At 72.1% G+C, this 25,328-nt stretch carries 20 protein-coding genes; 12 read left to right on the top strand and 8 right to left on the bottom strand.

Annotated elements, in window-relative coordinates; all coding sequences use genetic code 11:
- The first annotated feature begins 167 nt into the window (after positions 1-167).
- On the top strand, positions 168-1,328 hold the full coding sequence (locus tag ACN20G_RS18330) for a PhoX family protein (RefSeq protein WP_424213873.1): 1,161 nt from the start codon (positions 168-170) through the stop codon (positions 1,326-1,328).
- 86 nt (positions 1,329-1,414) lie between these two features.
- Here the strand turns inward: ACN20G_RS18330 and ACN20G_RS18325 are convergent, their stop codons facing one another.
- The 3 genes from ACN20G_RS18325 to dusB all read right to left on the bottom strand — a co-directional run bounded on the left by ACN20G_RS18325 (position 1,415) and on the right by dusB (position 7,182).
- A complete protein-coding gene (locus ACN20G_RS18325; RefSeq protein ID WP_424213872.1) occupies positions 1,415-2,413 on the bottom strand; it encodes an ArsR/SmtB family transcription factor in 999 nt (332 codons plus the stop codon).
- Positions 2,414-2,940: 527 nt separating this feature from the next.
- Positions 2,941-5,658: a pyruvate, phosphate dikinase gene (gene ppdK, locus ACN20G_RS18320; protein ID WP_424213871.1), complete on the bottom strand. Its 2,718-nt coding sequence runs from the start codon at positions 5,656-5,658 to the stop codon at positions 2,941-2,943.
- 366 nt (positions 5,659-6,024) lie between these two features.
- On the bottom strand, positions 6,025-7,182 hold the full coding sequence (dusB, locus tag ACN20G_RS18315) for a tRNA dihydrouridine synthase DusB (RefSeq protein ID WP_424213870.1): 1,158 nt from the start codon (positions 7,180-7,182) through the stop codon (positions 6,025-6,027).
- 127 nt (positions 7,183-7,309) lie between these two features.
- On the opposite strand from dusB, the gene ACN20G_RS18310 reads away from it, so the two are divergent.
- The 4 genes from ACN20G_RS18310 (at position 7,310) to ACN20G_RS18295 (ending at position 11,409) form a co-directional block, all read left to right on the top strand.
- Entirely contained in the window at positions 7,310-8,791 is a 1,482-nt protein-coding gene (locus tag ACN20G_RS18310; protein WP_424213869.1) for an MFS transporter, read from the top strand.
- A gap of 94 nt (positions 8,792-8,885) precedes the next feature.
- Positions 8,886-9,926, top strand: a complete 1,041-nt coding sequence (locus ACN20G_RS18305; RefSeq protein WP_424213868.1) for an aldo/keto reductase — start codon at positions 8,886-8,888, stop codon at positions 9,924-9,926.
- Between the two features lie 21 nt (positions 9,927-9,947).
- The gene (locus tag ACN20G_RS18300) at positions 9,948-10,541 is read left to right on the top strand and encodes a TetR family transcriptional regulator (RefSeq protein WP_424213867.1); all 594 of its coding nucleotides are present in this window, start codon (positions 9,948-9,950) and stop codon (positions 10,539-10,541) included.
- 103 nt (positions 10,542-10,644) lie between these two features.
- The gene (locus ACN20G_RS18295) at positions 10,645-11,409 is read left to right on the top strand and encodes a VC0807 family protein (protein ID WP_424213866.1); all 765 of its coding nucleotides are present in this window, start codon (positions 10,645-10,647) and stop codon (positions 11,407-11,409) included.
- An 86-nt stretch (positions 11,410-11,495) separates the two neighbouring features.
- Here ACN20G_RS18295 and ACN20G_RS18290 read toward each other — a convergent pair whose 3' ends face one another.
- Positions 11,496-12,878 (bottom strand): glycine--tRNA ligase, encoded by a 1,383-nt coding sequence (locus ACN20G_RS18290; RefSeq protein ID WP_424213865.1) that lies wholly within the window; start codon positions 12,876-12,878, stop codon positions 11,496-11,498.
- A gap of 155 nt (positions 12,879-13,033) precedes the next feature.
- Here ACN20G_RS18290 and ACN20G_RS18285 point away from each other — a divergent pair, with 155 nt between their 5' ends.
- From ACN20G_RS18285 to ACN20G_RS18270, 4 genes are all read left to right on the top strand, one after another.
- On the top strand, positions 13,034-14,026 hold the full coding sequence (locus tag ACN20G_RS18285) for a metal ABC transporter substrate-binding protein (RefSeq protein WP_424213864.1): 993 nt from the start codon (positions 13,034-13,036) through the stop codon (positions 14,024-14,026).
- A 35-nt stretch (positions 14,027-14,061) separates the two neighbouring features.
- Entirely contained in the window at positions 14,062-14,898 is an 837-nt protein-coding gene (locus ACN20G_RS18280) for a metal ABC transporter ATP-binding protein (RefSeq protein WP_424213863.1), read from the top strand.
- Positions 14,898-15,773, top strand: a complete 876-nt coding sequence (locus ACN20G_RS18275; protein ID WP_424213862.1) for a metal ABC transporter permease — start codon at positions 14,898-14,900, stop codon at positions 15,771-15,773. Before ACN20G_RS18280 ends, ACN20G_RS18275 begins: the two co-directional genes overlap by 1 nt.
- Before the next feature lie 101 nt (positions 15,774-15,874).
- Positions 15,875-16,300 carry a Fur family transcriptional regulator gene (locus tag ACN20G_RS18270; protein WP_424213861.1) on the top strand — a complete coding sequence of 142 codons (426 nt, stop codon included), beginning with the start codon at positions 15,875-15,877 and terminating at the stop codon, positions 16,298-16,300.
- Positions 16,301-16,382: 82 nt separating this feature from the next.
- Here the strand turns inward: ACN20G_RS18270 and ACN20G_RS18265 are convergent, their stop codons facing one another.
- The 3 genes from ACN20G_RS18265 to ACN20G_RS18255 form a co-directional block, all read right to left on the bottom strand.
- A complete protein-coding gene (locus tag ACN20G_RS18265; RefSeq protein ID WP_424213860.1) occupies positions 16,383-17,207 on the bottom strand; it encodes an isoprenyl transferase in 825 nt (274 codons plus the stop codon).
- An 11-nt stretch (positions 17,208-17,218) separates the two neighbouring features.
- The gene (gene recO, locus ACN20G_RS18260) at positions 17,219-17,965 is read right to left on the bottom strand and encodes a DNA repair protein RecO (RefSeq protein WP_424213859.1); all 747 of its coding nucleotides are present in this window, start codon (positions 17,963-17,965) and stop codon (positions 17,219-17,221) included.
- A 75-nt stretch (positions 17,966-18,040) separates the two neighbouring features.
- A complete protein-coding gene (locus tag ACN20G_RS18255) occupies positions 18,041-19,522 on the bottom strand; it encodes a nucleobase:cation symporter-2 family protein (protein ID WP_424213858.1) in 1,482 nt (493 codons plus the stop codon).
- A 626-nt stretch (positions 19,523-20,148) separates the two neighbouring features.
- Here ACN20G_RS18255 and ACN20G_RS18250 point away from each other — a divergent pair.
- Together ACN20G_RS18250 and ACN20G_RS18245 are read left to right on the top strand one after the other, a co-directional pair.
- Positions 20,149-21,006, top strand: a complete 858-nt coding sequence (locus ACN20G_RS18250; protein WP_424213857.1) for an alpha/beta fold hydrolase — start codon at positions 20,149-20,151, stop codon at positions 21,004-21,006.
- Positions 21,007-21,284: 278 nt separating this feature from the next.
- Positions 21,285-22,271, top strand: coding sequence for an AfsR/SARP family transcriptional regulator (locus tag ACN20G_RS18245; protein ID WP_424213856.1), 987 nt, complete (start codon positions 21,285-21,287; stop codon positions 22,269-22,271).
- A gap of 77 nt (positions 22,272-22,348) precedes the next feature.
- Here ACN20G_RS18245 and ACN20G_RS18240 read toward each other — a convergent pair whose 3' ends face one another.
- Positions 22,349-22,834, bottom strand: a complete 486-nt coding sequence (locus tag ACN20G_RS18240) for a pyridoxamine 5'-phosphate oxidase family protein (protein WP_424213855.1) — start codon at positions 22,832-22,834, stop codon at positions 22,349-22,351.
- Between the two features lie 304 nt (positions 22,835-23,138).
- Between ACN20G_RS18240 and ACN20G_RS18235 the strand changes: the two genes are divergently transcribed.
- The gene (locus ACN20G_RS18235; RefSeq protein WP_424213854.1) at positions 23,139-25,256 is read left to right on the top strand and encodes a BTAD domain-containing putative transcriptional regulator; all 2,118 of its coding nucleotides are present in this window, start codon (positions 23,139-23,141) and stop codon (positions 25,254-25,256) included.
- Positions 25,257-25,328: the final 72 nt, after the last annotated feature.

Here is a 25,328-nt window from a genome sequence, read left to right as displayed (position 1 = left end):
GGTGGTCCGGTCCGGGGCCCGGGGCGGGCGCGGGGATTGACCTCCCCCCGGTCGCGCCGGCGTCATGAGGAATTGACTTCCCGTCAACGCACCGGTTCTACGTTCCCAGGCGCGCGACCTCGTTTCCCGACCGGGATCCGGGGCCCACTCCTCGACAGGAGAGACCGTTGCACCGTCGTACCTTCCTGCGCGGCGCCGTGATCGGTTCCTCGGCGGCCGCCTTCGGCGGCACCATGATCCGCGGCGCGGCCCACGCGGCCCCCGCCCAGCCCGGCGCCGGACCCTACGGGGCCCTCGGGGCCGCCGACGCCAACGGCATCCAGCTCCCGGCCGGGTTCACCAGCCGGGTGATCGCCCGCTCCGGCCAGACGGTCGCGGGCACCTCGTACACCTGGCACAACGCCCCCGACGGCGGGGCCTGCTACGCCGACGGCACGGGCTGGATCTACGTGTCGAACTCCGAGATCGACCCGAGCGGCGGGGCGAGCGCGGTGCGCTTCGCGGCCGGCGGTGCCGTCACGGGCGCCTACCGGATCCTCTCGGGCACCCGGCAGAACTGCGCGGGCGGCAAGACCCCGTGGAACACCTGGCTCTCGTGCGAGGAGGTCACCCGCGGGTTCGTCTACGAGGCCGACCCGTACGGGGTGAACGCGGCGGTGCAGCGGCCGGCGCTGGGCCGGTTCAAGCACGAGGCGGCGGCCGCGGACCCGGTCCGCAAGGCGGTCTACCTGACCGAGGACGAGACCAACGGCTGTTTCTACCGCTTCCTGCCGACCACCTGGGGAAACCTTTCCTCGGGCACGCTCCAGGTGCTGAAGGCCGGCACGGCCACCTCCGGCTCCTTCACCTGGGTCACCGTCCCCGACCCCGACGGCTCCCCCACCGTCACCCGCGACCAGGTCTCGGGCGCCAAGCGCTTCAACGGCGGCGAGGGCTGCCACTACGCGAACGACACCGTCTGGTTCACCACCAAGGGCGACAACCGCGTCTGGCGCCTGAACCTGCTCGCCGGGACCTACGAGCTGGCCTACGACGACTCCCTCGTCCCCGGCGGGGCCGCGCCGCTGACCGGCGTGGACAACGTGACCGGCAGCTCCTCGGGCGACCTGTACGTGGCCGAGGACGGCGGCTCCATGGACATCTGCGTGATCACCCCGACCGACGTGGTCGCGCCCTTCCTGCGGATCACCGGCCAGTCCGGCTCCGAGATCACCGGCCCGGCCTTCTCCCCCGACGGCAAGCGGCTGTACTTCTCCAGCCAGCGCGGCACCAGCGGCAGCTCCTCGGGCGGCATCACCTACGAGGTGACGGGCCCGTTCCGGTCCTGACCGCCGGCCGATCCGGGGCCGGTCGCACGGGGACGCTCCCCCACGCGGCCGGCCCCCTCGCGCGTCCGGGCCCCGGTGCCGCCCGGTCAGCCGCCGGCGGGCGCGCCCTTGAGCAGGGCCTCGCCGAGCGGGGTCACGGTGTGCAGCACGGCGTTCCCGCGCCGCAGCGTCGTCACCAGCCCCGCCTCCCGCATCACCCCGGCGTGCTGGCTGGCCGAGGCCAGCGAGACCCCGGCCCGGCGGGCCAGCTCGCTGGTGGTGGCGCCGTCGCCGATGGCCCGCAGCACCACCGAGCGGGTGTGCCCGACGAGCTTGCCCAGGGTGCGCCGGCGCTGTTCCTCGGGCTGCGTCTCCCGGTCGGCGGGCGCGGCCCCGAGCCCGGAGGCGGCCGGGTAGACCAGCACCGGCGGCAGCCCGGGGTCCCGGAGGGTGACGGCGGTGCGCCGGCAGAAGAACGAGGGCTGGAGCAGCAGCCCGCGCCCGCCCAGGCGCAGGTCCCGGTCCACGGGGTAGTCGCACTCCAGCACCGGGGCCCGCCAGCGCAGCGCGGGCGGCAGCGAGGCCAGTAGTTCGTCGGCTCCCCCGTCGAGCAGGGCCCGGCCCCGGGCCGCGCGTTCGGCCTCGATCTGGGCGCGGATGTGCGTCCAGTACGGCTCCACGGCCGCCCGGTGCCAGCCGCGCAGCTCGCCGAGGAGCCGCGGCAGCCGCTCCGTCCCGGCCTGGAGCAGGTCGCGCAGGCGGGCGGGGGGCGGGCCGGCGGCCGGGGAGCCGACGAGGGCGGCCTCGCGGCGCAACCGGTCCTCGTCGAGGGCTCGGAGCGCGTCGAGGCCCACCTCCCAGCCGTACTGGCCCTCGGCCGGGGTCAGGAAATCGGGGAAATATCCGCGGGAGGGTATGAGCGCGCCCAGCAGCCGTATTTCACTATTCAACCGGCCGCGCGTTTCGGTACGCCATTCACCGAAGAGTCGGACATCCCTCCGTTCCCTTAGCCGATGAAAGCTGAGAATCGTTTCCCACAACGCATCGGGACGACCGGCCATCCGCACGCGTGCCAGGTCCACTCCCGTGAAATGGATACGCAGCACTCAACCCCCACCTGTGCAACCGCAATCCCCGCCCCATGAGTATGCACGTCGTCACACGACGTCACCACGCCCTTTCGGCCACAGTTGAAACCCCCTTTCGCCGGCGGGTCACAACCGAAATGCTGGGGTCCGCCGGGCACACTCCGATGCGACCGAAACGCTCCGCGAAGGCCGTGGGGGGCTTTGCGGGGCCTGGCGGTCGGTCGCCTCGGGAAGCGCCGACGTGTCCGGCGCAATGTCGGCGGGCGGTGGACGGGTGGGGATCCGTTCGCCGCCCGCCGACGCGTGTCCGGACCCCTCCCGTTCCGCTTCCGCTTTTACCGCGCGCACGCGCGAAGGCGCCCGCCGCCGAGGGGTCAGGGAACTCGGCGACGGGCGCGTGTCGGGACCGGCGTCCGGCCCGGGAGGACAGCCCGGGGGCGGACGGCGGCAGGGAAGGTCCGTTCGGGGTCGCACGGGGGTGGCGTTCGCGCGCCGTCCGCGTGGAGGGTGACCCCGAACCGGTCCCGACGGGTTCGAGGGCCGCCTCAGCGGCTGTCGGAGCCCTCCGCCCCGGCCATCACCGCGGCCCGACCGGCCTCCAGGCGCGCCACCGGGATCCGGAACGGCGAGCAGGAGACGTAGTCGAGGCCGACCTCGTGGAAGAAGTGCACGGACTCCGGGTCGCCGCCGTGCTCGCCGCAGACCCCGAGCTTGAGGTCGGGGCGGGTGGCGCGGCCGGCGATCGCGGCGTCGCGGACCAGTCGGCCCACGCCGTCGCGGTCGATGGTCTCGAAGGGCGAGACCCCGAAGATCCCCTTCTCCAGGTAGGCGGTGAAGAAGCTGGCCTCGACGTCGTCGCGGGAGAAGCCCCACACCGTCTGGGTCAGGTCGTTGGTGCCGAAGGAGAAGAACTCGGCGGCCTCGGCGATCTGGTCGGCGGTGAGCGCGGCCCGGGGCAGTTCGATCATCGTGCCCAGCGCCAGCTTCAGTTCGACGCCGGTGGCGGCCTCGACCTCGGCGATGACCTGCTCGGCCTCCTCGCGGACGATCTCCAGCTCCTGCACGGTGCCCACGAGCGGGATCATGATCTCCACGCGCGGGTCGCCCTTGGCGTCCTTGCGGGTGGCCGCGGCCTCGGCGATGGCCCGTACCTGCATGGTGAACAGGCCCGGGATCACCAGGCCCAGGCGCACCCCGCGCAGGCCCAGCATCGGGTTCTGCTCGTGCAGCCGGTGCACGGCCTGGAGCAGGCGCAGGTCGTTCTCGTTGGAGTCCTTGCGGGCCTCGGCCAGCGCCACGCGCACCGACAGCTCGGTGATGTCGGGCAGGAACTCGTGCAGCGGCGGGTCGAGCAGGCGCACGGTGACGGGCAGCCCGTCCATGGCCTCGAACAGCTCGATGAAGTCGGACTTCTGGAGCGGCAGCAGCTCGGCGAGGGCGGCGTCGCGCTCGTCCTCGTGGTCGGCGAGGATCAGGCGCTCGACCATCTCGCGGCGCTCGCCGAGGAACATGTGCTCGGTGCGGCACAGGCCGATGCCCTGGGCGCCGAAGCGGCGGGCGCGCAGCGCGTCCTCGGCGTTGTCGGCGTTGGCCCGCACCCGCAGCCGGCGGCGGCGGTCGGCGTAGGCCATCATCCGGTGCACCGACTGGACCAGTTCGTCGGCGTCGTCGGCGCCCGCGTGGGTGCGGCCCTCGAAGAACTCCACGACCGGGGAGGGCACCACGGGCACCTCGCCGAGGTAGACCTTGCCGGTGGAGCCGTCGACCGAGACCACGTCGCCCTCCTCGACGACCTGCCCGGAGGCGGTGGTCAGCCGGCGGCGCTTGGTGTCCACCTCCAGCTCCTCCGCCCCGCACACGCAGGTCTTGCCCATGCCCCGGGCCACGACCGCCGCGTGCGAGGTCTTGCCGCCGCGCGAGGTGAGGATGCCCTCGGCGGCGATCATGCCGTCGAGGTCGTCGGGGTTGGTCTCGCGGCGGATCAGGATGACCTTCTCGCCGGAGCGGGACCACTTGATCGCGGTGTAGGAGTCGAAGACGGCCTTGCCGACGGCCGCGCCGGGGGAGGCGGCGATGCCGCGCCCGAGCAGGGTGCTCTTGGCGCCCTCGTCGAAACGGGGGAACATCAGCTGGGCGAGCTGGGCGCCGTTGACCCGGCGCAGGGCCTCGGCCTCGTCGATCAGGCCCTGGTCCACGAGCTGGGTGGCGATGCGGAAGGCTGCGCCGGCGGTGCGCTTGCCGACGCGGGTCTGGAGCATCCACAGCTTGCCGCGCTCGATGGTGAACTCGATGTCGCAGAGGTCCTTGTAGTGGGTCTCCAGGGTCTCCATCGTGCGCATCAGCTCGTCGTAGGACGCCTTGTCGATGCCCTCCAGCTCGGCGAGGGGGACGGTGTTGCGGATGCCCGCCACCACGTCCTCGCCCTGGGCGTTCTGGAGGTAGTCGCCGTAGACGCCGGGCTGGCCGCTCGCGGGGTCGCGGGTGAAGGCGACGCCGGTGCCCGAGTCCGGGCCGAGGTTGCCGAAGACCATGGAGCAGACGTTGACGGCGGTGCCGAGGTCGTGCGGGATGCGCTCCTGGCGGCGGTAGAGCTTGGCCCGGTCGCCGTTCCACGAGTCGAAGACCGCGTGCACGGCGAGGTCCATCTGCTCGCGCGGGTCCTGCGGGAACTCGCGGCCGGCCTGCCGCTCGACGATCTCCTTGAACTCCCCCACAAGGGCCTTGAGGTCGGCGGCGTCGAGGTCGGTGTCGACGGTGACCTGCTTGGCGGCCTTCGCGGCATCCAGTGCCTCTTCGAACAGCTCGCCGTCCACGCCGAGGACGGTCTTGCCGAACATCTGAATGAGCCGGCGGTAGGAGTCCCAGGCGAAGCGCTCGTTGCCGGACTGGGCGGCGAGGCCCACCACGGAGGTGTCGGAGAGGCCGATGTTCAGGACCGTGTCCATCATGCCGGGCATGGAGAACTTGGCGCCGGAGCGGACCGAGACCAGCAGCGGGTCGTCCGCCTGGCCGAGCTTCTTGCCCATCCGCTCCTCCAGCGCCGCGAGGTGGTCGCCGACCTCGGCGTCCAGGGCGGCGGGGGCGGAGCCGCTCTCCAGGTAGACCCGGCACGCGTCGGTGGTGATCGTGAACCCGGGCGGCACGGGCAGCCCCAGTCGGGTCATCTCGGCGAGGTTCGCGCCCTTGCCGCCGAGCAGGTCCTTGAGCTCGCGATTGCCCTCGGTGAAGTCGTAGACGAGCTTCTGAGCTTTGATTTCCGACACGGGTCTCGACCCCTCGACGATCCGGTGGCTTCCCTGACGGCCAGGAACATACCCAGATCGAAGGCATTCCGGTACGTCCACTTGGCCGACACGTGGTCGTAACCACCCGTGTGCCACCGGATCCAAAGTGACCGCGCGGTAACCGAATCCTCCCGAGAGCCTTCACCCCTCGAAGCCGCATCGGCGACGACGGGCCGGATCCCGCTCGGATGAGCGATCATCGATACATTTGGTTTCAAGACTTGAACGAAAGAAGGGTGGCACCCAGTGCCACCCTTCATGAATCACAATCGCCTGTTCGACGCTCATCTGAGCGCAACCCCTCCCATGCGTGGCGTATCTCACGCCCCGCGCAGGAGGGTTTCCTCAGCCGCCGGACGTATCCGACTCGGCTTCCTCGCTCACCCCGGCGCAGTCGTACGGGTCCTTCAACCACCCCTCGGGCAGGACAACACGGTTGTTTCCGGACGTCCGGCCGCGCGGGCCGTCCGCGTCCGAGGGCCAGGGCTGGTCCAGGTCCAGCTCGCTCAGATGAGCGTCCAGGTCGGCCAGGCCGGAGGTCACGGCCAGCTTCCGGCGCATCTCGGAACCCACCGAGAAGCCCTTGAGGTACCAGGCCACGTGCTTGCGGAAGTCGATGACACCCCGGGACTCGTCGCCCAGCCACTCCCCCAGCAGGGTCGCGTGCCGCACCATCACCCGGGCGACCTCGCGCAGGGAGGGCGCGTAGTAGTCCTCCGGCCGGCCCTCGAAGGCCGCGACCAGGTCGTTGAAGAGCCACGGGCGGCCCAGGCAGCCCCGGCCCACGACCACGCCGTCACAACCGGTCTCGCGCACCATCCGCAGGGCGTCGTCCGCGCACCAGATGTCGCCGTTGCCCAGCACCGGGATCTCGGGCACGTGCTCCTTGAGCCGCGCGATCGCGTCCCAGTCGGCGGTGCCGCCGTAGTGCTGGGCGGTGGTCCTGCCGTGCAGCGCGATCGCCGTGACCCCCTCCTCGACCGCGATCCGGCCCGCGTCGAGGTAGGTGATGTGGTCCTCGTCGATGCCCTTGCGCATCTTCATCGTCACCGGCAGGTCCCCGGCCCCGGCGACGGCCTCGCGCAGGATCGCGCGCAGCAGGTTCCGCTTGTAGGGCAGGGCCGAGCCGCCGCCCTTGCGGGTCACCTTGGGCACCGGGCAGCCGAAGTTCAGGTCGATGTGGTCGGCGAGATCCTCCTCGACGATCATCCGGACCGCCTTGCCCACGGTGGCCGGATCCACCCCGTACAGCTGGATCGAGCGCGGGGTCTCCGACGCGTCGAAGCGGATCAGCTGCATGGTCTTGTCGTTGCGCTCGACCAGGGCGCGGGTCGTGATCATCTCGCTCACGTACAGACCCTTGCCCGCGGAGAACTCGCGGCAGAGCGTGCGGAAGGGGGCGTTGGTGATGCCGGCCATCGGCGCGAGCACCACCGGGGGGCGCACGGTGTGCGGGCCGATCGCGAGGGCCTCGCCGGCGCGGGCGGAAGGGAGCGTGGTCATCCCCCCATTGTCGCCCACCCGCGCGGAAGCCCCCTCGGGGCGAAGGTTCCTGGGCGCGCGGGCGGGCCGGACGGAGGTTCGCACGGGCCCCGTCCCCGGATAGGTTAGTTAGGCGTACTATCGACGCATGCCCGAGTCGAGTCGCCGACGGCGTCTGGTCATCCTGGCGATCTGCTGCACCAGCCTGCTGATCGTCAGCCTCGACAACACCGTCCTCAACGTCGCCCTGCCCTCGATGCGCGCCGAACTCGGCGCCTCCGTGTCCGGGATGCAGTGGACGATCGACGCGTACACCCTCACCCTGGCCTCGCTGCTGATGCTGGCCGGCTCCACCGCCGACCGGATCGGACGGCGCAAGGTGTTCGCGACCGGGCTGGTGCTCTTCACCCTCGGTTCCCTGCTGTGCTCCCTCGCCCCCGACCTGGAGTGGCTGATCGCCTTCCGGATGGTGCAGGCGGTGGGCGGGTCGATGCTCAATCCCGTGGCCATGTCGATCATCACGAACACCTTCACCGAACCGCGCGAACGGGCCCGGGCCATCGGGGTCTGGGGCGCGGTGGTCGGGGTGTCGATGGCGGCCGGGCCGCTGGTGGGCGGGCTGCTGGTGGACTCGGTGGGCTGGCGCTCGATCTTCTGGGTCAACCTGCCGGTGGGCCTGGCGGCCCTGGTGCTGACCCTGCGGAAGGTGCCCGAGTCCCGGGCCGAGCACCCGCGCCGCCCCGACCCCGTGGGGCAGGTGTTGGTGGTGTTGCTGCTGGGTTCGCTGACCTACGGGATCATCGAGGCCCCGGCGGCCGGTCTCCTCTCCCCGCTGATCCTGGGCTGCGCGGCCCTGGCGGTGCTGAGCCTGGTGGTGCTCGTGGGGTACGAGCGGCGTCGGCGGGAGCCCCTGATCGACCCCCGGTTCTTCCGCAGCGCGCCCTTCGCGGGGGCCACCGGGATAGCGGTGAGCGCGTTCGCGGCCCTGTCCGGGTTCCTGTTCCTGAACACCCTCTACCTCCAGGAGCAGCTGGGCCTGGACGCGCTGGCCGCCGGGGTGCACATGCTGCCGATGGCCTTCCTGACCTTCGCCGTGGCCCCCCTCTCGGGGCGGCTGGTCGGCACCCGGGGACCCCGTCTGCCGCTGGTGGTGGCGGGCACGGCGATGAGCGCGAGCGGGCTGCTGTTCGCGGCCTTCACTGCCGAGCGGTCCACGCCCCTGCTGTTCACCGGGTACGTGCTCTTCGGCCTGGGCTTCGGCATGGTGAACGCGCCGATCACGAACACGGCCGTGTCGGGGATGCCCCGGTCGCAGGCCGGGGTCGCGGCGGCGGTGGCCTCGACCAGCCGGCAGACCGGCGGCACCCTGGGCGTGGCCGTGATCGGCGCGGTGCTGGCGGCGGGGCTGGCGCACGGGCAGGAGTTCACGGACGCGGCCCGACCCGCCTGGTGGATCATGACGGCCTGCGGGCTCGCGGTGCTCGGGCTGGGGCTGCTGACCAGCGGGGCCTGGGCGCGCGGCACGGCGGAGCGCACGGCGCGGCTGCTCGCGGAGCCAGCGCCCGAACCGGCGGCGGGGGCCGCGTCGAAGGCGGGCGCGACGAGCCCGACGCCCCCGCCGACCCGCTGAGCCGACCCCCTTCTCCCGTACGGGATCCGCGGTTCTCGCACGCGCAAGGGTGACAGATATTGAAATCTGTCATCGGTCATGCCATGGTCTTCTCATGGACACGAACCAGAACACCACCGTCCCCCCGACCCACCCGACCCGCACCCTGGGCAAGAACGGGCCGGAGGTCTTCCCCCTCGGGCTGGGCTGCATGGGCATGTCGGCCCTCTACGGCGAGGCCGACCGCGCCGAGTCGCTGGCCACCATCCACGCGGCCCTCGACGCGGGGGTGACCCTGCTGGACACCGGCGATTTCTACGGGATGGGGCACAACGAGCTGCTGATCAACAAGGCCCTGCGCACCGCGCCGGCCGCGTTGCGGGACCGGGCGCTGACCAGCGTGAAGTTCGGCGCGCTGCGGACCGTGGAGGGCGGTTTCGCGGGGTACGACGGGCGCCCCGACGCGGTGCGCAACTTCCTCGCCTATTCGCTCCAGCGCCTGGGGCGGGACCACATCGACGTGTACCGGATCGCGCGGGTCGACGAGAACGTGCCGATCGAGGAGACCGTGGGGGCCATCGCCGAGGCCGTGACGGCCGGGCACGTGCGGTACATCGGCCTGTCCGAGGTGGGCGCGGACACCCTGCGGCGGGCCGCCGCCGTGGCCCCGATCGCCGACCTCCAGATCGAGTACTCGCTGATCTCGCGGGGCATCGAGGCGGAGATCCTGCCGACGGCCCGGGAGCTGGGCATCGGCGTGACGGCGTACGGGGTGCTGTCGCGGGGGCTGATCAGCGGGCACTTCAGCGCCGACCGCAGCCTGCCGGCCGGTGACTTCCGGGGCATGAGCCCCAGATTCCAGGGCGAGAACCTGACCCGGAACCTCTCGCTGGTGGAGGCGCTGCGGGCGGTGGCCGAGGAGCGGGGGATCACGGTGGCGCAGACGGCGATCGCGTGGGTGCTCTCGCGCGGTGAGGACATCGTGCCACTGATCGGCGCGCGGCGTCGGGATCGGCTGGCGGAGGCCCTGGGGGCGCTGGAGGTGACGCTGACGGACGCGGACCTGGCGGCGATCGCCGCGGCCGTCCCGGAGGGCGCGGCGGCGGGCGAGCGCTACCCGGCCGCCCAGATGGCCCACCTCGACAGTGAGCACTGATTCGACGGTACGGTCGTAGGCATGTCACCCGCTGCCGCCGAGCCCCTGACCCCCGAGCGCATCCTCGAAGTCACCGAGGAGGTGCTGCGCCGCTTCGGGCCGACCAAGGCCACCGTGGTGGACGTGGCCCGCGCCCTGGGCGTGAGCCACGGGAGCGTGTACCGGCACTTCGCGTCGAAGGCCGCGTTGCGCGAGGCCGTGACGGCGCGCTGGCTGGAGCGGACGGAGCTGCGGCTCGCGGAGATCGCGGAGGCGCCGACGGGGACGGCCCCGGGGAAGTTGGAGTCCTGGTTGTCGGCCCTGTTCGAGGCGAAGCGGCACAAGGCCGGGGACGACCCGGAGTTGTTCGCGACGTACACGGTGCTGCTGGCCGAGAACAGCGGGGTGGTGGAGACGCATCTCGCGGATCTGATCGCCCAGTTGACGGGGATCGTCTCGGCGGGGGTGGCGACCGGGGAGCTGAGCGCCCCGGACGCGCCGGCGGCGGCGCGCGCGGTGTTCGACGCGACCTCCCGGTTCCACGATCCGCAGTACGCCCCCGAGTGGCGGTCCCCGTCGATCGAGGCGGAGTTCGAGGCCGTGACCTCGCTGGTGATCCGGGGCCTGCGGAGCTGAGGGCTCGTTCAGGACACTTGACCGAGTTTTGATCGTCCGCGAGACGGTCCTCGACGGTGCGCGGTCGTACCTTCCCCCTGAGTCACTTCACAGGGGGAACAGGATGACCGAGAACCTCACCGCGACCGATCGGCCGGCGCCACCCGCGCGGTCCGGGCTCGCCACCGCGCTCGGCTGGGCCATGACCATCGGGCTGAACGTGGTGGCGCCGATCCTCACCTACAACGCGCTGACCGAGCGGGGCTGGTCGGAGTTCGCGGCCCTGCTGGTCAGCGGGGTGTGGCCGGTGCTGGACACGGCGATCGTCGTGGCCTGGCGCCGCAAGGCGGACGAGTTCGCCGTGATCACCCTGGTGTTCCTGGTGATCACCGCGGTGGTGTCGTTGGTGGGCACGCCCTCGGCCCGGGCGCTGCTGATCAAGGACTCGTGCGTGACGGGCCTGTTCGGGCTGCTCTGCCTGGGCACGCTGCTCGCGCCGCGTCCGCTGATGTTCTACTTCGGCCGGAAGTTCGCGACCGACGGCACCCCAGAGAGCACCCGGTGGTGGAACGGGATGTGGCGCTACGAGGGCTTTCGGCGCACGATGACGCTGATCACGCTGGTGTGGGGCCTGGGGTACCTACTGGAGGCGGCGGTGCGGGTGGCCCTGGCCTTCGTGCTGGACACCTCGACGATGGTGTGGCTGAGCCCGGTGCTGATCTACGGGACCCTGGGGCTGCTCGCGGTGTGGACCGCGCTGTACAGCAAGCGGGCCCAGGCGGCGGGCGAGCGTCGTTCGGCGGAGGCGGCGGCGGAGGCGGCGCGGTCCCGGGCCGGGGCCGGCGACCCGTCGACCTCGAACCCGGCCTCGGGTCCGGTCTCGGGCTGAGCCGGCCCCGATGTGCCCGAGGGCCGGGCGGGACGCGGGTTCGCGTTCCGCCCGGCCCTCGGGCGTGGTGCCGGTGGCTCGGGTGATCAGCAGCCGAGCAGGCGGGAGGCGAGGTAGCCCTGGATCTGGTCCAGGGAGACGCGCTCCTGCTTCATGGTGTCGCGCTCGCGGACGGTCACCGCGTTGTCGTCGAGGGTGTCGAAGTCGACGGTGACGCAGAACGGGGTGCCGATCTCGTCCTGGCGACGGTAGCGGCGGCCGATGGCGCCCGCGTCGTCGAACTCGATGTTCCAGTTCTTGCGCAGGTCCGCCGCGAGGCCCTTGGCCTTCGGGGTGAGCTGGGCGTTGCGCGAGAGCGGGAGCACGGCGACCTTGACGGGCGCGAGGCGCGGGTCGAGGCGCATGACGGTGCGCTTCTCCATGACGCCCTTGGCGTTGGGGGCCTCGTCCTCGATGTACGCGTCGAGCATGAAGGCGAGCATGGCGCGGTTGACGCCGGCCGCCGGCTCGATCACGTACGGGGTCCAGCGCTCGTTGTTCTCCTGGTCGAAGAAGCTGAGGTCGGTGCCGGAGGCGGCCGAGTGGGCCTTGAGGTCGTAGTCGGTGCGGTTGGCCACGCCCTCCAGCTCGGAGAACTCGTTGCCGCCGAAGTTGAAGCGGTACTCGATGTCGGCGGTGCGCTTCGAGTAGTGGGAGAGCTTCTCCTTCGGGTGCTCGTACCAGCGGATGTTCTCCTCGCGGATGCCGAGGTCGCGGTACCAGTTCCACCGCTCGTTCATCCAGTATTCCTGCCACTGCTCGTCCTCGCCCGGCTTGACGAAGAACTCCATCTCCATCTGCTCGAACTCGCGGGTGCGGAAGATGAAGTTGCCGGGCGTGATCTCGTTGCGGAAGGACTTGCCCATCTGCGCGATGCCGAACGGGGGCTTCTTGCGCGAGGTGAGCTGCACCTGGGCGTAGTTGGTGAAGATGCCCTGGGCGGTCTCGGGCCGCAGGTAGGCGCGGGAGCCGGTGTCCTGGGTCGGGCCGAGGTGGGTCTCCAGCATGCCGGAGAACTGCTTGGGCTCGGTGAACTGGCCCTTGGTGCCGCAGTTGGGGCAGTTGACGTCGGCCAGGCCGTTGGCGGGCACGCGGCCGTGCTTGGCCTCGTACGCCTCTTCCAAGTGGTCGGCGCGGTGCCGCTTGTGACAGGCGGTGCACTCGGTCAACGGGTCGGAGAAGGTGGCCACGTGGCCGGAGGCGACCCACACCTCGGGGGCGAGGATCACGGAGGAGTCGAGGCCCACGATGTCCTCACGGGAGGTCACCATCGCGCGCCACCACTGACGCTTGATGTTCTCCTTCAGCTCGACACCGAGCGGTCCGTAGTCCCAGGCGGCACGCTGACCGCCGTAGATCTCGCTGCACGGGTAGACGAAGCCACGGCGCTTGCTCAGGCTGACGATGGTGTCGATCTTGTCGGCGGCCACGATGCTCTCTTCATTACGAGGACGAACGCGAATGCCTCAGGTTACCGGCGCCCCCTCCCCTTCCTTCAAATCGGTTCCCCCTCCCCCGGCCCCCGCCCCGGCCCCCTCACCTGGGTTTTTGACAATCGTTTCCATCTTTGATGAAAATGGATGTCATGAACGTACGACGCCTCATACCCATCGCCGCCCTGACCGCCACCGTCGCCCTCGGCGCCACCGCCTGCGGTGGCTCGGCCGACGCGAGCGACACGGACGGCAAGGGCGGCGGCAAGCTCGACGTCACGGCGTCGTTCTACCCCCTCCAGTACCTCGCCGAGCAGATCGGCGGGGACCACGTCGCCGTCACCACCCTGACCAAGCCCGGCGTCGAGCCGCACGACCTGGAGATCACCCCGCGCCAGACCGGGAAGCTGAACGACTCCGACGTCGTCCTCTACCTGAAGTCCCTCCAGCCCGCCGTCGACAAGGCGATAGCCCAGTCCGGCGTGAAGAACGTCGTGGACGCCGCGACCCTCACCAAGCTGGAGGTGCACGGCACCTCCGGGCACGAGGACCACGACCACGCCGAGGAGGGCCACGACCACGCCGGCGAGGAAGCGGGCCACGACCACTCCCACGGCGAGGCCGGCGAGGACCCGCACGTCTGGCTCGACCCCACCAAGTACGCCGAGATCGCCAAGGGCGTCGCCGCCGCCTTCGAGAAGGCCGACCCCGACCACGCCACCGACTACCGCAAGAACGTCGACGGCCTCGTGACCAAGCTGAACGCGCTGGACACCGAGTTCAAGGACGGCCTGAAGAACACCACGTCCAAGACCTTCGTCACCACGCACTCCGCCTTCGGCTACCTCGCCGAGCGCTACGGCCTCGACCAGGAGGGCATCTCCGGCGTCGACCCCGAGTCCGAGCCCAGCCCGGCCCGGATGCGCGAGCTCCAGAAGATCGCCAAGCAGGACCACGTCACCACCGTCTTCTTCGAGACCCTCGCCAGCGACAAGACCGCCAAGACCCTGGCCGCCGACACCGGCCTGAAGACGGACGTCCTGGACCCGCTGGAGGGAATCTCCGACAAGTCCCAGGGCGCTGACTACTTCGAGGTCATGCGGTCCAACCTCAAGAACCTGCGGACCGCGCTCGGAGCGCGGTGACCGTGACGACACCGGCGGCAACGGAGGCGGGAACCATGCGGAGCACCACGGAGAACAGGCCGGGCCCAGGCCCGGACACGGACGAACGCGCCCCCGCCGACCCCGGCGGGACCCCCGTGGTCGCCCTGCGCGGCGCCACCGCCTCGCTGGGCTCCCGCCCCGTGCTGCGCGGCGTCGACCTCACCGTCCGACGCGGCGAGGTCGTCGCCCTGCTCGGCGCCAACGGCTCCGGCAAGTCCACGGCCGTGCGCAGCGTGGTCGGCCAGGTCCCGCTGTCCTCCGGGGAGCTGTCCCTGTTCGGCACCGAGCTGGGCCGCTTCCGCGCCTGGCACCGCATCGGCTACGTGCCCCAGCGCACCACCGCCGCCGCCGGTGTCCCCGCCACCGTCCGCGAGGTCGTCACCTCGGGCCGGCTGGCCCGGTCCCGCTTCGGGTTCCTGCGCAAGGCCGACAAGGAGGCCGTGACCCGGGCCCTGGCCCTGGTGGACATGGACGGGTACGCGGACGCCTCCGTCAACGCCCTCTCCGGCGGCCAGCACCAGCGGGTGCTGATCGCCCGCGCGCTCGCCGTGGAACCCGAGCTGCTGATCATGGACGAGCCGATGGCCGGCGTGGACCTCGCCAACCAGGAGGTGCTGGCCTCCGCGCTGCGCACCCAGGTGGAGCGCGGCACGACGGTGCTGCTCGTCCTGCACGAGCTGGGCCCGCTGGAGCCGCTGATCGACCGGGCCGTCGTGCTGCGCGACGGCTGCGTCACCCACGACGGGCCGCCGCCCAAGGCCGTGGGCCAGCACGCGCTGCCCGGCCACGACCACGTACACCCCCACGCGGCGCACGACGCCGAGCCGCTCCGGACGGGACTGTTGAGCTGATGGACTTCCTTCAGGACGCTTTCATGCAGCGCGCGCTCATCGCCGCCGCGCTGGTCGGTCTGACCGCCCCCGCCATCGGCACCTACCTGGTGCAGCGCCGCCAGGCCGTGATGGGCGACGGCATCGGGCACGTGGCGATGACCGGTGTGGCCCTCGGGTTCCTCTTCAACACCAGCCCGGTCTGGATGGCCACCCTGGTGGCCGTGGCCGGCGCGGTCGGCATGGAGCTGATCCGCTCCCGGGGTCGCACCAGCGGTGACATCGCGCTGGCCATGCTCTTCTACGGCGGCCTCGCCGGCGGCGTCATGATCATCAACCTGGCGCCGGGCGGGTCCACCGCGAACCTCACCAGCTTCCTCTTCGGCTCGATCACCACGGTCTCCGCCTCCGACGTGACCGCCGTCGTGATCCTGGCCGCGCTGGTCCTCGCCGCCACCCTGGGCCTGCGCCGGCAGCTGTTCGCCGTCTGCCAGGACGAGGAGTTCGCGAAGGTCACCGGGCTGCCCGTGCGGGCCCTGAACCTGCTGATCGCGGTCACCGCCGCGATCACCGTCACCGTGGCCATGCGGATCGTGGGCCTGCTGCTGGTCAGCGCCATGATGGTGATCCCGGTCGCCGCCGCCCAGCGCCTGACCCGCGGGTTCACCGCCACCCTCGCCATCGCCATGACCATCGGCGTGGTGGTCTCGCTGAGCGGCACGATCACCACCTACTACGTGGACGCCCCCTCGGGCGGCGCGATCGTGCTGCTGGCCATCGCCGTGTTCGTCGTCACCACCGCCGTCTCCACCCCGCTGGCCCGGCGCCGGGCCGCCGCCGCCCGGGCCGCCGAGCAGGCATGCGAGCGCCCCGCGCCGCAGGATGTGAAGGTGTAGGGGAGGGGACGCCCGCGAGGGGGACGAACCCGCCCGGGATCGGGCGGGGGGCCGATGGGGGCCGGCACAATGACCCGACGGCCCGAACTGAGGAGGACCCGGTGGCGACAGCCCCTGGCGAGATGAACACCGCGCCGGTGCGAGGCCGCTCGACCCGGCAGCGGGCCGCCGTCGCGGCGGCACTGGACGAGGTGGACGAGTTCCGCAGCGCCCAGGAACTGCACGACATGCTCAAGCACCGCGGCGACTCCGTGGGCCTGACCACCGTCTACCGCACCCTCCAGTCCCTCGCGGACGCCGGCGAGGTCGACGTGCTGCGCACCAGCGACGGCGAGTCCGTCTACCGGCGCTGCTCCACCGGCGATCACCACCACCACCTGGTGTGCCGCTCCTGCGGCAAGGCCGTCGAGGTGGAGGGCCCGGCGGTGGAGAAGTGGGCCGAGGCCATCGCCGCCGAGCACGGCTTCGTGAACGTCGCGCACACCGTGGAGATCTTCGGCACCTGCGCGGACTGCGCCGCCGCCTGATCCCCCGCACCCGCCCCGCCCGGACGCCGGGCACCCGAACCCCGCGCCGCGCGCGGGGTTCGCGCGTTGTCCGTACCCGGCCTCAGCCGGCCGTCGGGGGCTCCGACTGGTTGGGGACCGCCCCGCCGAAGCGCCGGTCGCGCCGGGCGTACTCCAGGCAGGCCCGCCACAGGTCACGGCGGTCGAAATCGGGCCACAGCACGTCCTGGAAGACCATCTCCGCGTAGGCGCTCTGCCAGATCAGGTAGTTCGAGGTGCGCTGCTCGCCGCTGGGCCGCACGAACAGGTCCACGTCCGGCATGTCCGGGTAGTACATGTACTTCGCGAAGGTCTTCTCCGACACCTTCGACGGGTCCAGCCGGCCGGCCGCCACGTCCCGGGCGATGGCCTGCGCGGCGTCCGCGATCTCGGCCCGGCCGCCGTAGTTCACGCAGAAGTACAGGGTCATCGCGTCGTTGTCGACGGTCTGCTCCTGCGCGATCTGGAGTTCCTGCACCACCGACTTCCACATCTTCGGCATCCGCCCCACCCAGCGAATCCGGATGCCCAGCTCGTTCATCTCGTCGCGGCGGCGGCGGATCACGTCCCGGTTGAAGTTCATCAGGAAGCGCACCTCGTCGGGCGAGCGCTTCCAGTTCTCCGTCGAGAAGGCGTACAGCGAGAGGTTCTTGACGCCCATCTCCAGGCAGCCCTTGAGCACGTCGAGGACGACGCCCTCGCCGACCTTGTGGCCCTCGGTGCGCGGCAGGCCCCGCTCCTTGGCCCAGCGCCCGTTCCCGTCCATCACGATCGCGACGTGCTCGGGGACCAGCTCGCCGGGGATCTTCGGCGGGCGCGCGCCCGACGGGTGCGGCTCGGGGACCTTGTACTCGCGGCGGGAACGCCCCAGAATCCCTCGTCGTGCCATGTGCCAAGCTCCTATTTCTCGACGTATCTCAGGGAGCGTAGCCCGCGTTCGAGGTGCCAGTGCACATAGGCGGAGACCAGCCCGGCCCCCTCGCGCACGTACCGGGCCTCGCACGCGTCGGCGTACGCCCAGTCCCCGCTGAGCAGTGCCCCGAGCAGGGTGACGGCCTCCCGCGAGGGGACCACGCTGCCGGCGACCCGGCAGTCCCCGCAGACCACTCCGCCGGCGGCCACCGAGAAGTGCCGGTTGGGGCCGTCGATGCCGCAGCGGGCGCAGTCGGAGAAGCTGGGCGCGTAGCCGTTGACGGCGAGGGAGCGCAGCAGGAACGCGTCGAGGATCAGGTTCGGGGCGTGTTCGCCGCGCGAGAGGGTGCGCAGGGCGCCGATGAGCAGCAGGTACTGCTGGACGGCGGGCTCGCCCTCGTTCTCGGTGAAGCGTTCGGCGGTCTCCAGCATGACCGTGCCGGCGGTATAGCGGGCGTAGTCGGTGACGATGCCGTTGCCGTACGGGGCGATGATCTCGGTCTGCGTGCACAGCGGCAGGCCGCGGCCGATCAGCTCGTTGCCGCGGGCGAAGAACTGCACGTCGGCGTGGGAGAAGGGTTCGAGGCCGGCGCCGAATTTGGACTTCGTGCGCCGCACTCCGCGGGCCACCGCCCGGACCCGGCCGTGCCCCCTGGTGAGGATCGTGATGATGCGGTCCGCCTCACCGAGCTTCTGGGTGCGCAGCACGATGCCGTCGTCGCGGAACAGACTCATTCGTCCATTCTCCCGCACCCGCGGGAGAACCCCGGCGGCGGACGGGCCGGCCGGGGTCCCGATCGGATCGCGCGGTCAGTCGCGCGGGTGCGGGGCGGGGCTCTCGGACTCGGGCACGGGGTTCGCGAGGGGGGCGGCCTGGGCGGGCACGGTGGGCGCGGGGATCTCGGCCGCGGCCTTGGCCTCGGCGTGCGGATCGCCCTTGGCCGGACCGTTGAAGATCAGGTTGAGGACGATGGCGGCGGTGGCGCCGAGGGTGACGCCGCTGTTGAGGAGCGAGGCGGCGTCCACGCTGAGGTGGGTGGAGAAGAAGGCGGGCACGGTCGCGGGGACCAGGGCGAAGGCCAGGGAGACGCCGATGACCAGCGCGTTCCTCTCGTCCTTCAGGTTGACGCGGGAGAGGGTCTGGATGCCGGCCATGGCGACCATGCCGAACATCACGGTGGCGGCGCCGCCGAGGACCCCGGGCGGGATGGCGGCGACGACGGCGGCGGCCTTGGGCAGCAACCCGAGGATGATCATGAACACGCCGGCGGCGACGACCACGAATCGGCTCTTGACCTTGGTGACCCGGACCAGGCCCACGTTCTCGGCGAAGGCCACGTAGGGGAAGGAGTTGAGCAGGCCGCCCAGGGCGGTGGCGGCGCCGTCGGCGCGCAGGGCGCGGGCCACGGTCTCGCTGTCGATGTCCTTCTCGACGATCTCCCCGATGGCGTAGGTGTCGCCGGTGGTCTCCACCATGGTGATGACCATGACGATGAGCATGAGGAGGATCGGGAACCACTGGAAGCTGGGGGCGCCGAAGTGGAAGGGGGTGGTGACCCCGATCCATTCGGAGCTGCCGACGTTCTTCAGGCCCACGTCGCCGAGGAGGATCGCCACGAGGGTGCCGCCGACCAGGCCGAGCAGCACGGCGATGGTGGACAGGAAGGCGTGCTTGAGTCGCATCAGCACCAGGACGAAGATCATCGTGCCGACGGCGTAGGCGAGTTGCCTGGGGTCGCCACCCTTGTCGGTGATGGCGGCGCCGCCGAACGCGTCCTTGAGGGCCACCGGCAGCAGGGCGATGCCGAGGATGGTGATGACGGTGCCGGTGACCACCGGCGGGAACAGGCGCATCACGCCCCGGAAGACCCTGGCGGGCAGCCAGGCGAAGGCGAAGGTGGCGAGGCCGGCGGTGATGGTGGCGCCGTAGATCACCAGCAGGGCCGCCGTGCCGCCGCCCGCGCCGAGGCCGATGGCGATCATCGGGGAGACGGCGGTGAAGGTGACGCCCTGGATGATCGGCAGTCGCGCGCCGACCTTCCCGATGCCCCACGCCTGGAGGATGGAGGCAATGCCGCAGGTGAACAGGTCGGCGTTGATCAGGTAGACGAGCTCCTGGGGACTGAGCTTCAGGGCGCTGCCGACCAGGATCGGGACGATCACCGCCCCCGCGTAGAACGCGAGGACGTGCTGGAATCCGTAGAGGGCCAGTTTCGGGAGGGGGAGCACCTCGTCGACCGGGTGCTGGCTCCGCTCCCCGTTCTCGGGGAGCCGGGCGGCGACACGTGCCATTTCTGCCTTGCCCTTCGCGGTGGTGGAGTGGGAAGGACTGCGTGGTGGTGCGGAGTTCGGGACCGGGTGGGGCCGGCGGGGGTGCTCCGGAACGAAGTGGGTCGCGAACCCGTTGGTTCGTCCGGGGAGTCGGCAGTGAAGCCGAAGTGTGTGACGTGCGATCGCTCGTCGTGTGACCGGAATTGAACGCCTGTGAGCGAGCCCACAGATATCGGTCACATCCACGAACTGTGGTCGCGTATCTGAACGAATTTCGGAGGAACCGTCGCTGGCGCGGGCGATTCCGTGCCGTTACGGCGGAAGGGTTCCGGAATCGGCCGATCCGTGCCCGCGAACGCGAACAGGGGCGGCGGGCCGGGGCATCGGATCGCGGCACGACAGGGGTGTGGGACGAGCACGGGGGTGCACGGGCGCAAAGCGGCGCGGAACGGTCCGGGGATCCGCTCCGCGGACCGCTCGACCGGCCGGCCCCCGCCCGCCGCGGGTGCCGGCGGGGGCCCGACACGCGAACGCGGCCGGATCGTTACGGTCCGCCGGCCGCTGCGTACGATCGACCGACACGCACGCCGCACCGTCCGCCGCGTCCGAAGCACGCGGGGGACGTCGCGGGGACCGGGGGGGTCGGGATGGCGGAGAACGCGACGCGGACCGTCGAACTGTCGGCGGGCGCCTTGGAGTACGTGGACACCGGCGGCCCCGGCCCGGTGGTGGTGCTCGTGCACGGCCTGCTGTTCGACGAGGCGGTGTGGACGGAGGTCGTGGCGCTCCTGCGGGAGGACTTCCGGGTGCTCGTGCCCGTCCTGCCGCTGGGCGCGCACCGGCGCCCGGTACGGCCGGTCCCGGGGCGTCCCCTCTCGGCCCACACCGTCGCGGGACTGCTCGGCGAGTTCCTGGAGCGGTTGAACCTCGACGACGTCACGCTCGTGCAGAACGACGTGGGGATCGCCCAACTCCTGGTGGGGACCGCGTACGAGGAGCGGATCGGCCGGCTGGTGCTCACCTCGTGCGAGGCCCTGGACAACCACCCGCCCGGCCTCCAGGGCCGGCTCCTGGTGGAGGCGGCGCGGATGCCGGGCGGGCTGTTCGCCCTGTTGCAGGGCTTCCGCCTGCCCGCCCTGGCCCGCCTGCCGTTCGCCTTGGGCGGGATGACCCGCCGCCCGCTGCCGGACGGGTTGATCCGGCGCTGGTACCGGCCGGTGCTCACGGACCCGGCGGTCCGGGCCGATCTGCGGGCGTTCCTGCGCGCCACCGAGGCCCACACCTACCGCGAGGCGGGCGAGCGCCTGCGTTCCTTCCCCCGCCCCGTGCTGGTCGCGTGGGGGGCGCTGGATCGGATGATGCCCCCGGACACCGGCCGGCGGTTGGCCGCCCTGTGCCCGCGCGGGGAGTTCGTCACGGTGCCGGGAGCGCGCACGCTGGTGCCGTGGGACAACCCGAAGGCGCTGGCCCTGGCCGTTCGCGCCTTCGCCTCGCGGGCCGATTGACCCTCCCGACCGGGCCGTGGGAACCCGACAAGGTTCCCGCGCGGGTCTTGTGGGACCCCTCCGAGCCCTTTGAGCGGAACCCCAGCCGCCCGTGAGGGGCGCCGATCCTCTTGCTGTAACACGCCGTTGGTCTCCGCAGTTCCGGGGCGGTCCCGCCGGTTCCGGACCGGTTCGGCGCACCGACCCGAACAGCGGACGGTGTCGTCCGGAATCCGGGGCGTCACCGGGGCCCGGGGCCCGCGCGGCCTAGTCTCGAAGGGACGCGAAGGGGGAACCACATGTTGCGATTCCAGTTGTTGGGCGACTTCCAGGTGACGGCCGACGACGGCACGATCCGACCGGTCGGCTCTCCCAAGGTCGCCCAGACCCTGGCCCTGCTCCTCACCCACGCCAACGAGTTCGTCTCCTCCGAGACCCTCATCCGGGAACTGTGGGGATCCGCCCCGCCCCGCTCGGCCCTCAACACCGTCCAGACCTACATCCACCACGCGCGCCGCTTCCTGGCCTCCGAGCCCGGGGTCCCGGGCGCCGGCGCCCCGTCGCTCGCGACCCGGCCCGGCGGCTACCTGCTGCACGTGTCCGAGGAGGTCGTGGACCACAAGGTCTTCGAGGCCCACCGGCTGCGCGGCGCCGCCGCCCTGCGGGCCGGGGAGCACGAGGCCGCCGCCGCCCACCTGGGCGCGGCCGGGACACTGTGGCGCGGGCACCCGCTCTCCAACACCACCACCGGGCCCGTGCTCAAGAGCCGGGTCGCCCACCTGGAGGACCGGCGCATCCAGGTCCTGGAGATGAGCCTGGAGGCGCGCGCCGCGCTCGGGCAGCACCGCGACACCGTCCCGGAACTGCGGGTGCTGGTGCACGACTACCCGCTGCACGAGGGTTTCCACGGCCACCTGATCACCGCCCTGCACCTCAGCGGTCGACGGGCCGAGGCCCTGGAGGCATACCGGCACGCCCGCGGGGTGCTCCGCGCGGAGTTGGGCCTGGAACCCTCCGCCCTGGTCCAGCGCGCCCACGAACGGGTCCTGGCCTCCGGGGGCCGCGTCACCGCCCCGGGGCCCACCCCGGCGACCGGGCGGCTCACCGAGGCCGTACCCGCCCAGCGGAACGGCCCGCTGCCCGCCCGGGGCCGGTCCGGCGAGGCCCTGTCCGCCCCGCGCGCGACCGTGACCGCGATGACGGGACCCCGCCGGGGACCCCGCCCGTTCGTCGTGCCGCGCGGCGGCGTCCGCACTCCCCCGCCGCAGCCCGCGCACGGGTCCTGACCCGGGCACGGGGAACCGGGCGCGAACGGTGTCACCCACACCGCCCGCGCCCGGGGTTCATGTCGGACGACGCGTCCTCAGAGCTGGGTCGCGTCCGTCCAGATCCGGCTGCTCAGGTCCGAACCGCGCAGCACCTGCACCCGCCACGAGTCGATCTTGATCAGGCCGTACTTGGGGTCGGTGGGGTCGCGCCAGAAGTTGCGCGGGTTGTAGCCCACGCCCGCCGGGCTGCCCTTGCGGTACAGGTTCCAGGCGTACTCCTTGGTCTCCGGGTCGTCGACCCAGAAGGAGTTCGCGTCCACGAACACCGAGTTCTGGCGCGGGTTCCAGTACGAGTACGTGGTCGCCGGGTTGTTCGCCAGGTGCGCCGCCTTGACCGGGGTCTTGTACGCCGCGAGCCAGCCGACCGGCCGGTCGTCCACCGTCTCCCAGATCGGCAGCAGGACCCGGGCGCGCGGACGGCCCTTCTTGTCCACCGTGATCATCGAGCAGTACACGATGTCCTGAATGTATTCGTAGAACTTGTCCTCGATTTCGGAGAACTTCTCCACACGAGCCGCCACGGGTGCCTCCACTCCACTTTTGACTGCCTGCGGACGTGAATCTGGGCTGCCCGCGCGAGAACCAGGATGCGCGAATCCGGAGTTTCCCGCCAGAAGGCACTTCAAAGTGCCCGAGTAACCTTTTGCATACCATGTCCCACCTGCTCAAACCGGATACCTGCCAAGGCAGTTGGGCAATCGGCACGGATCCTCGCACAGCCGTGACCCTGCCTGGTGCCGACTTCAAGAATCCCCCAAGACTTTCATGGTGGGATGGCGTCCGGAATTCGCCCTCGGATCTCATCGCCGACACCCTGGAGGGATCGTGCACTTCCGACTGCTGGGCCCACTGGAGGCCCTGTCCGACGAGAACCCCGTACCACTGGGCGGCGCCAAACAACGCGCCACGCTCGGATTCCTGCTGCTGCGCGCCAATCGCGTCGTGGCCACCAGCCAACTCCTGGGCGCGCTGTGGGACGCCGAGGACAGACCACCGGCCACCGCCCGGAAGATACTCCAGAACGCCGTGTGGGGACTGCGCGGCGTCCTCTCCAACGCCCCGCCGGACGGCCGGTCGGTGCCCGAACTCCTCACCCAGGCACCCGGATACGTCCTGCGCGTGGACCCCGAGACGGTGGACCTCTCCGTGTTCCGCCGGCTCGTCTCGCAGGGCCGCGCCGAACTCGCCGCGGACCGCCCGCACGAGGCCGCCGCCTCACTCCGCGCCGGGCTGGCCCTGTGGCGGGGCCCCGCCCTCTCCGACCTGGCCGAGACCGGCATCTCCTGGTCCGAGGCGAGGGCCGTCGACCGGCTGCGCCCGGACGTCACCGAGGACCTGTTCGAGGCCGAACTCGCCGCGGGCAACCACCACACGATCCTCGGCGAGATCGAGTTCGCCTTCGAGGCCGACCCCTCCCGCGCCCGCACCGGCCGGCAGCTCATGCTGGCCCTGTACCGCTGCGGCCGACAGGCCGACGCCCTGACCGTCTACGACCGGATCCGCTCCCAGCTCGTGGAACACCTCGGCCTCGAACCCGGCCGGGACCTCCAGCGCCTCCAGCGCGCCATCCTCACCCACGACCCGGCCCTGACCCCGCACGGCGAACCGGCCCTGTTCGGCCTGACCCCCGCCCCACCGGCCCCGCCCGCCCCGCCGGCGCCCCCGGCCGCGCCGCGCCCGGCGACCGTCGCGCCCCCCGCGCCCCCGGTCGGCACGACCACCCATCGGGCGATCGTCAGCACCCTGCTGATCGGCGTCCGCGGCCGGTCGGTGTCGGGGGCGGACGATCCCGCGCGGGTGGACCCGGACGACGTGCTGGACCGGTTGTGCACGGAGATCCGGGCCGAGGTCGAGTCGCGGGGCGGGCACGTGCCGGCCACGATCGGCTCGGTCACCCTGGCCCTGTTCGGGGTGGAGGGGCCCTGCGAGGCCGATCCGGAGCGCGCGGTACGGGCCGCGCTGGCCGTCCGCGACCGGCTCGCGGGGGAACCCGGGGTGCTGGTCCGGGCGGCGGTGACCACCGGCACGGCCCTGGTCCGCCGCCGGACGGACCTCCCCGACGCCCCGTCGACCGTGTCGGGCACCCTGCTGGACGAGGGGCGGGTGCGCTTGGCCAACGTGCCGGACGACGAGGTGTGGATCGACGACGCGACGCGGGCCGCGACCGCGCACGCCGTGGCCTGCCGGCCCGCACCCGACGGCCCGGGCTCGTGGCGGGTCTCGGGCCTGCGCACAGCCGCCGACACCGACCCCGAGGCCCTCGACAGCGCGCCCGAACTCGATGTGCTGATGGGCCTGTTGGAGTGGTCGCGGCGGCGGTCCGTGGCGCACGTGGCGACGGTGCTCGGCGAACCGGGCGCCGGGCGTTCCCACCTGGTCGAGGAGTTCGCGCAGCGGGTCGCGGCGCTGTCGGAGCCGGTGCGCACGGTGCTGGTGCGGGCCGGGCGGGACGCCGGTCCGCTGGCGCTGCCCGCCGAGGTGCTGACCCGGTTGTGCGGGGCGGAGCCGGGCGGGGCCCCGGCTCCGGTCCTGGAACGGCTGGCCGCGCTGGTGGGCTCGTTGCCCACGGCGGGGTCCCGGCGGGAGCGTCTGCGCGAGGGCCTGGCGCCGCTGCTGGGCCGGCCGGGGGCGCTTCGGGGGCGGGAGGCCGGCGAACTCGTCTCCTTGTGGGCGGAGTTCCTGGTCGCCCTGACGGACGCGGCGCCCCTGCTGTTGATCGTGGACGACGTGCACCGGGCCCATCCGCTGGTCCTGGACCGGCTGGGGGCGCTCGCGGACGCGGCGGGCGCGGGGCCGCTGCTCGTGGTGCTCACGGCCCTTCCGGAGCTCGTGGAGCGCCCGGCCGGGTGGGGCGGCGGGCTGCGGCGTTCCTCGACCATCACCCTGCCCGCGCCGGCGGGGGCGCGCCGGGCGGGCTCGGGGGCCTCCTACCGGGCGGCCTGAGCCCTGGCGGGAGGAGTGTGGCGGGGCCGGGAGGAGGGGCCGGCCCCGCCGCTCGCGCGGCTTCGCGGCGCG

This window comes from Streptomyces dryopteridis, from assembly GCF_049606955.1.
Lineage (GTDB): Bacteria > Actinomycetota > Actinomycetes > Streptomycetales > Streptomycetaceae > Streptomyces.
This window is presented reverse-complemented; position numbering and strand designations above follow the sequence as displayed.

What these genes read in the sequence shown, in the direction of transcription:
- dusB (WP_424213870.1), bottom strand. Translation starts at nt 7,182, where the DNA reads ATGACCACGCTCCCTTCCGCCCGCGCCGGCGAGGCCCTCGCGATCGGC.
- ACN20G_RS18310 (WP_424213869.1), top strand. Translation starts at nt 7,310, where the DNA reads ATGCCCGAGTCGAGTCGCCGACGGCGTCTGGTCATCCTGGCGATCTGC.
- ACN20G_RS18305 (WP_424213868.1), top strand. Translation starts at nt 8,886, where the DNA reads ATGGACACGAACCAGAACACCACCGTCCCCCCGACCCACCCGACCCGC.
- ACN20G_RS18300 (WP_424213867.1), top strand. Translation starts at nt 9,948, where the DNA reads ATGTCACCCGCTGCCGCCGAGCCCCTGACCCCCGAGCGCATCCTCGAA.
- ACN20G_RS18295 (WP_424213866.1), top strand. Translation starts at nt 10,645, where the DNA reads ATGACCGAGAACCTCACCGCGACCGATCGGCCGGCGCCACCCGCGCGG.
- ACN20G_RS18285 (WP_424213864.1), top strand. Translation starts at nt 13,034, where the DNA reads ATGAACGTACGACGCCTCATACCCATCGCCGCCCTGACCGCCACCGTC.
- ACN20G_RS18280 (WP_424213863.1), top strand. Translation starts at nt 14,062, where the DNA reads ATGCGGAGCACCACGGAGAACAGGCCGGGCCCAGGCCCGGACACGGAC.
- ACN20G_RS18275 (WP_424213862.1), top strand. Translation starts at nt 14,898, where the DNA reads ATGGACTTCCTTCAGGACGCTTTCATGCAGCGCGCGCTCATCGCCGCC.
- ACN20G_RS18265 (WP_424213860.1), bottom strand. Translation starts at nt 17,207, where the DNA reads ATGGCACGACGAGGGATTCTGGGGCGTTCCCGCCGCGAGTACAAGGTC.
- recO (WP_424213859.1), bottom strand. Translation starts at nt 17,965, where the DNA reads ATGAGTCTGTTCCGCGACGACGGCATCGTGCTGCGCACCCAGAAGCTC.
- ACN20G_RS18255 (WP_424213858.1), bottom strand. Translation starts at nt 19,522, where the DNA reads ATGGCACGTGTCGCCGCCCGGCTCCCCGAGAACGGGGAGCGGAGCCAG.
- ACN20G_RS18250 (WP_424213857.1), top strand. Translation starts at nt 20,149, where the DNA reads ATGGCGGAGAACGCGACGCGGACCGTCGAACTGTCGGCGGGCGCCTTG.
- ACN20G_RS18245 (WP_424213856.1), top strand. Translation starts at nt 21,285, where the DNA reads ATGTTGCGATTCCAGTTGTTGGGCGACTTCCAGGTGACGGCCGACGAC.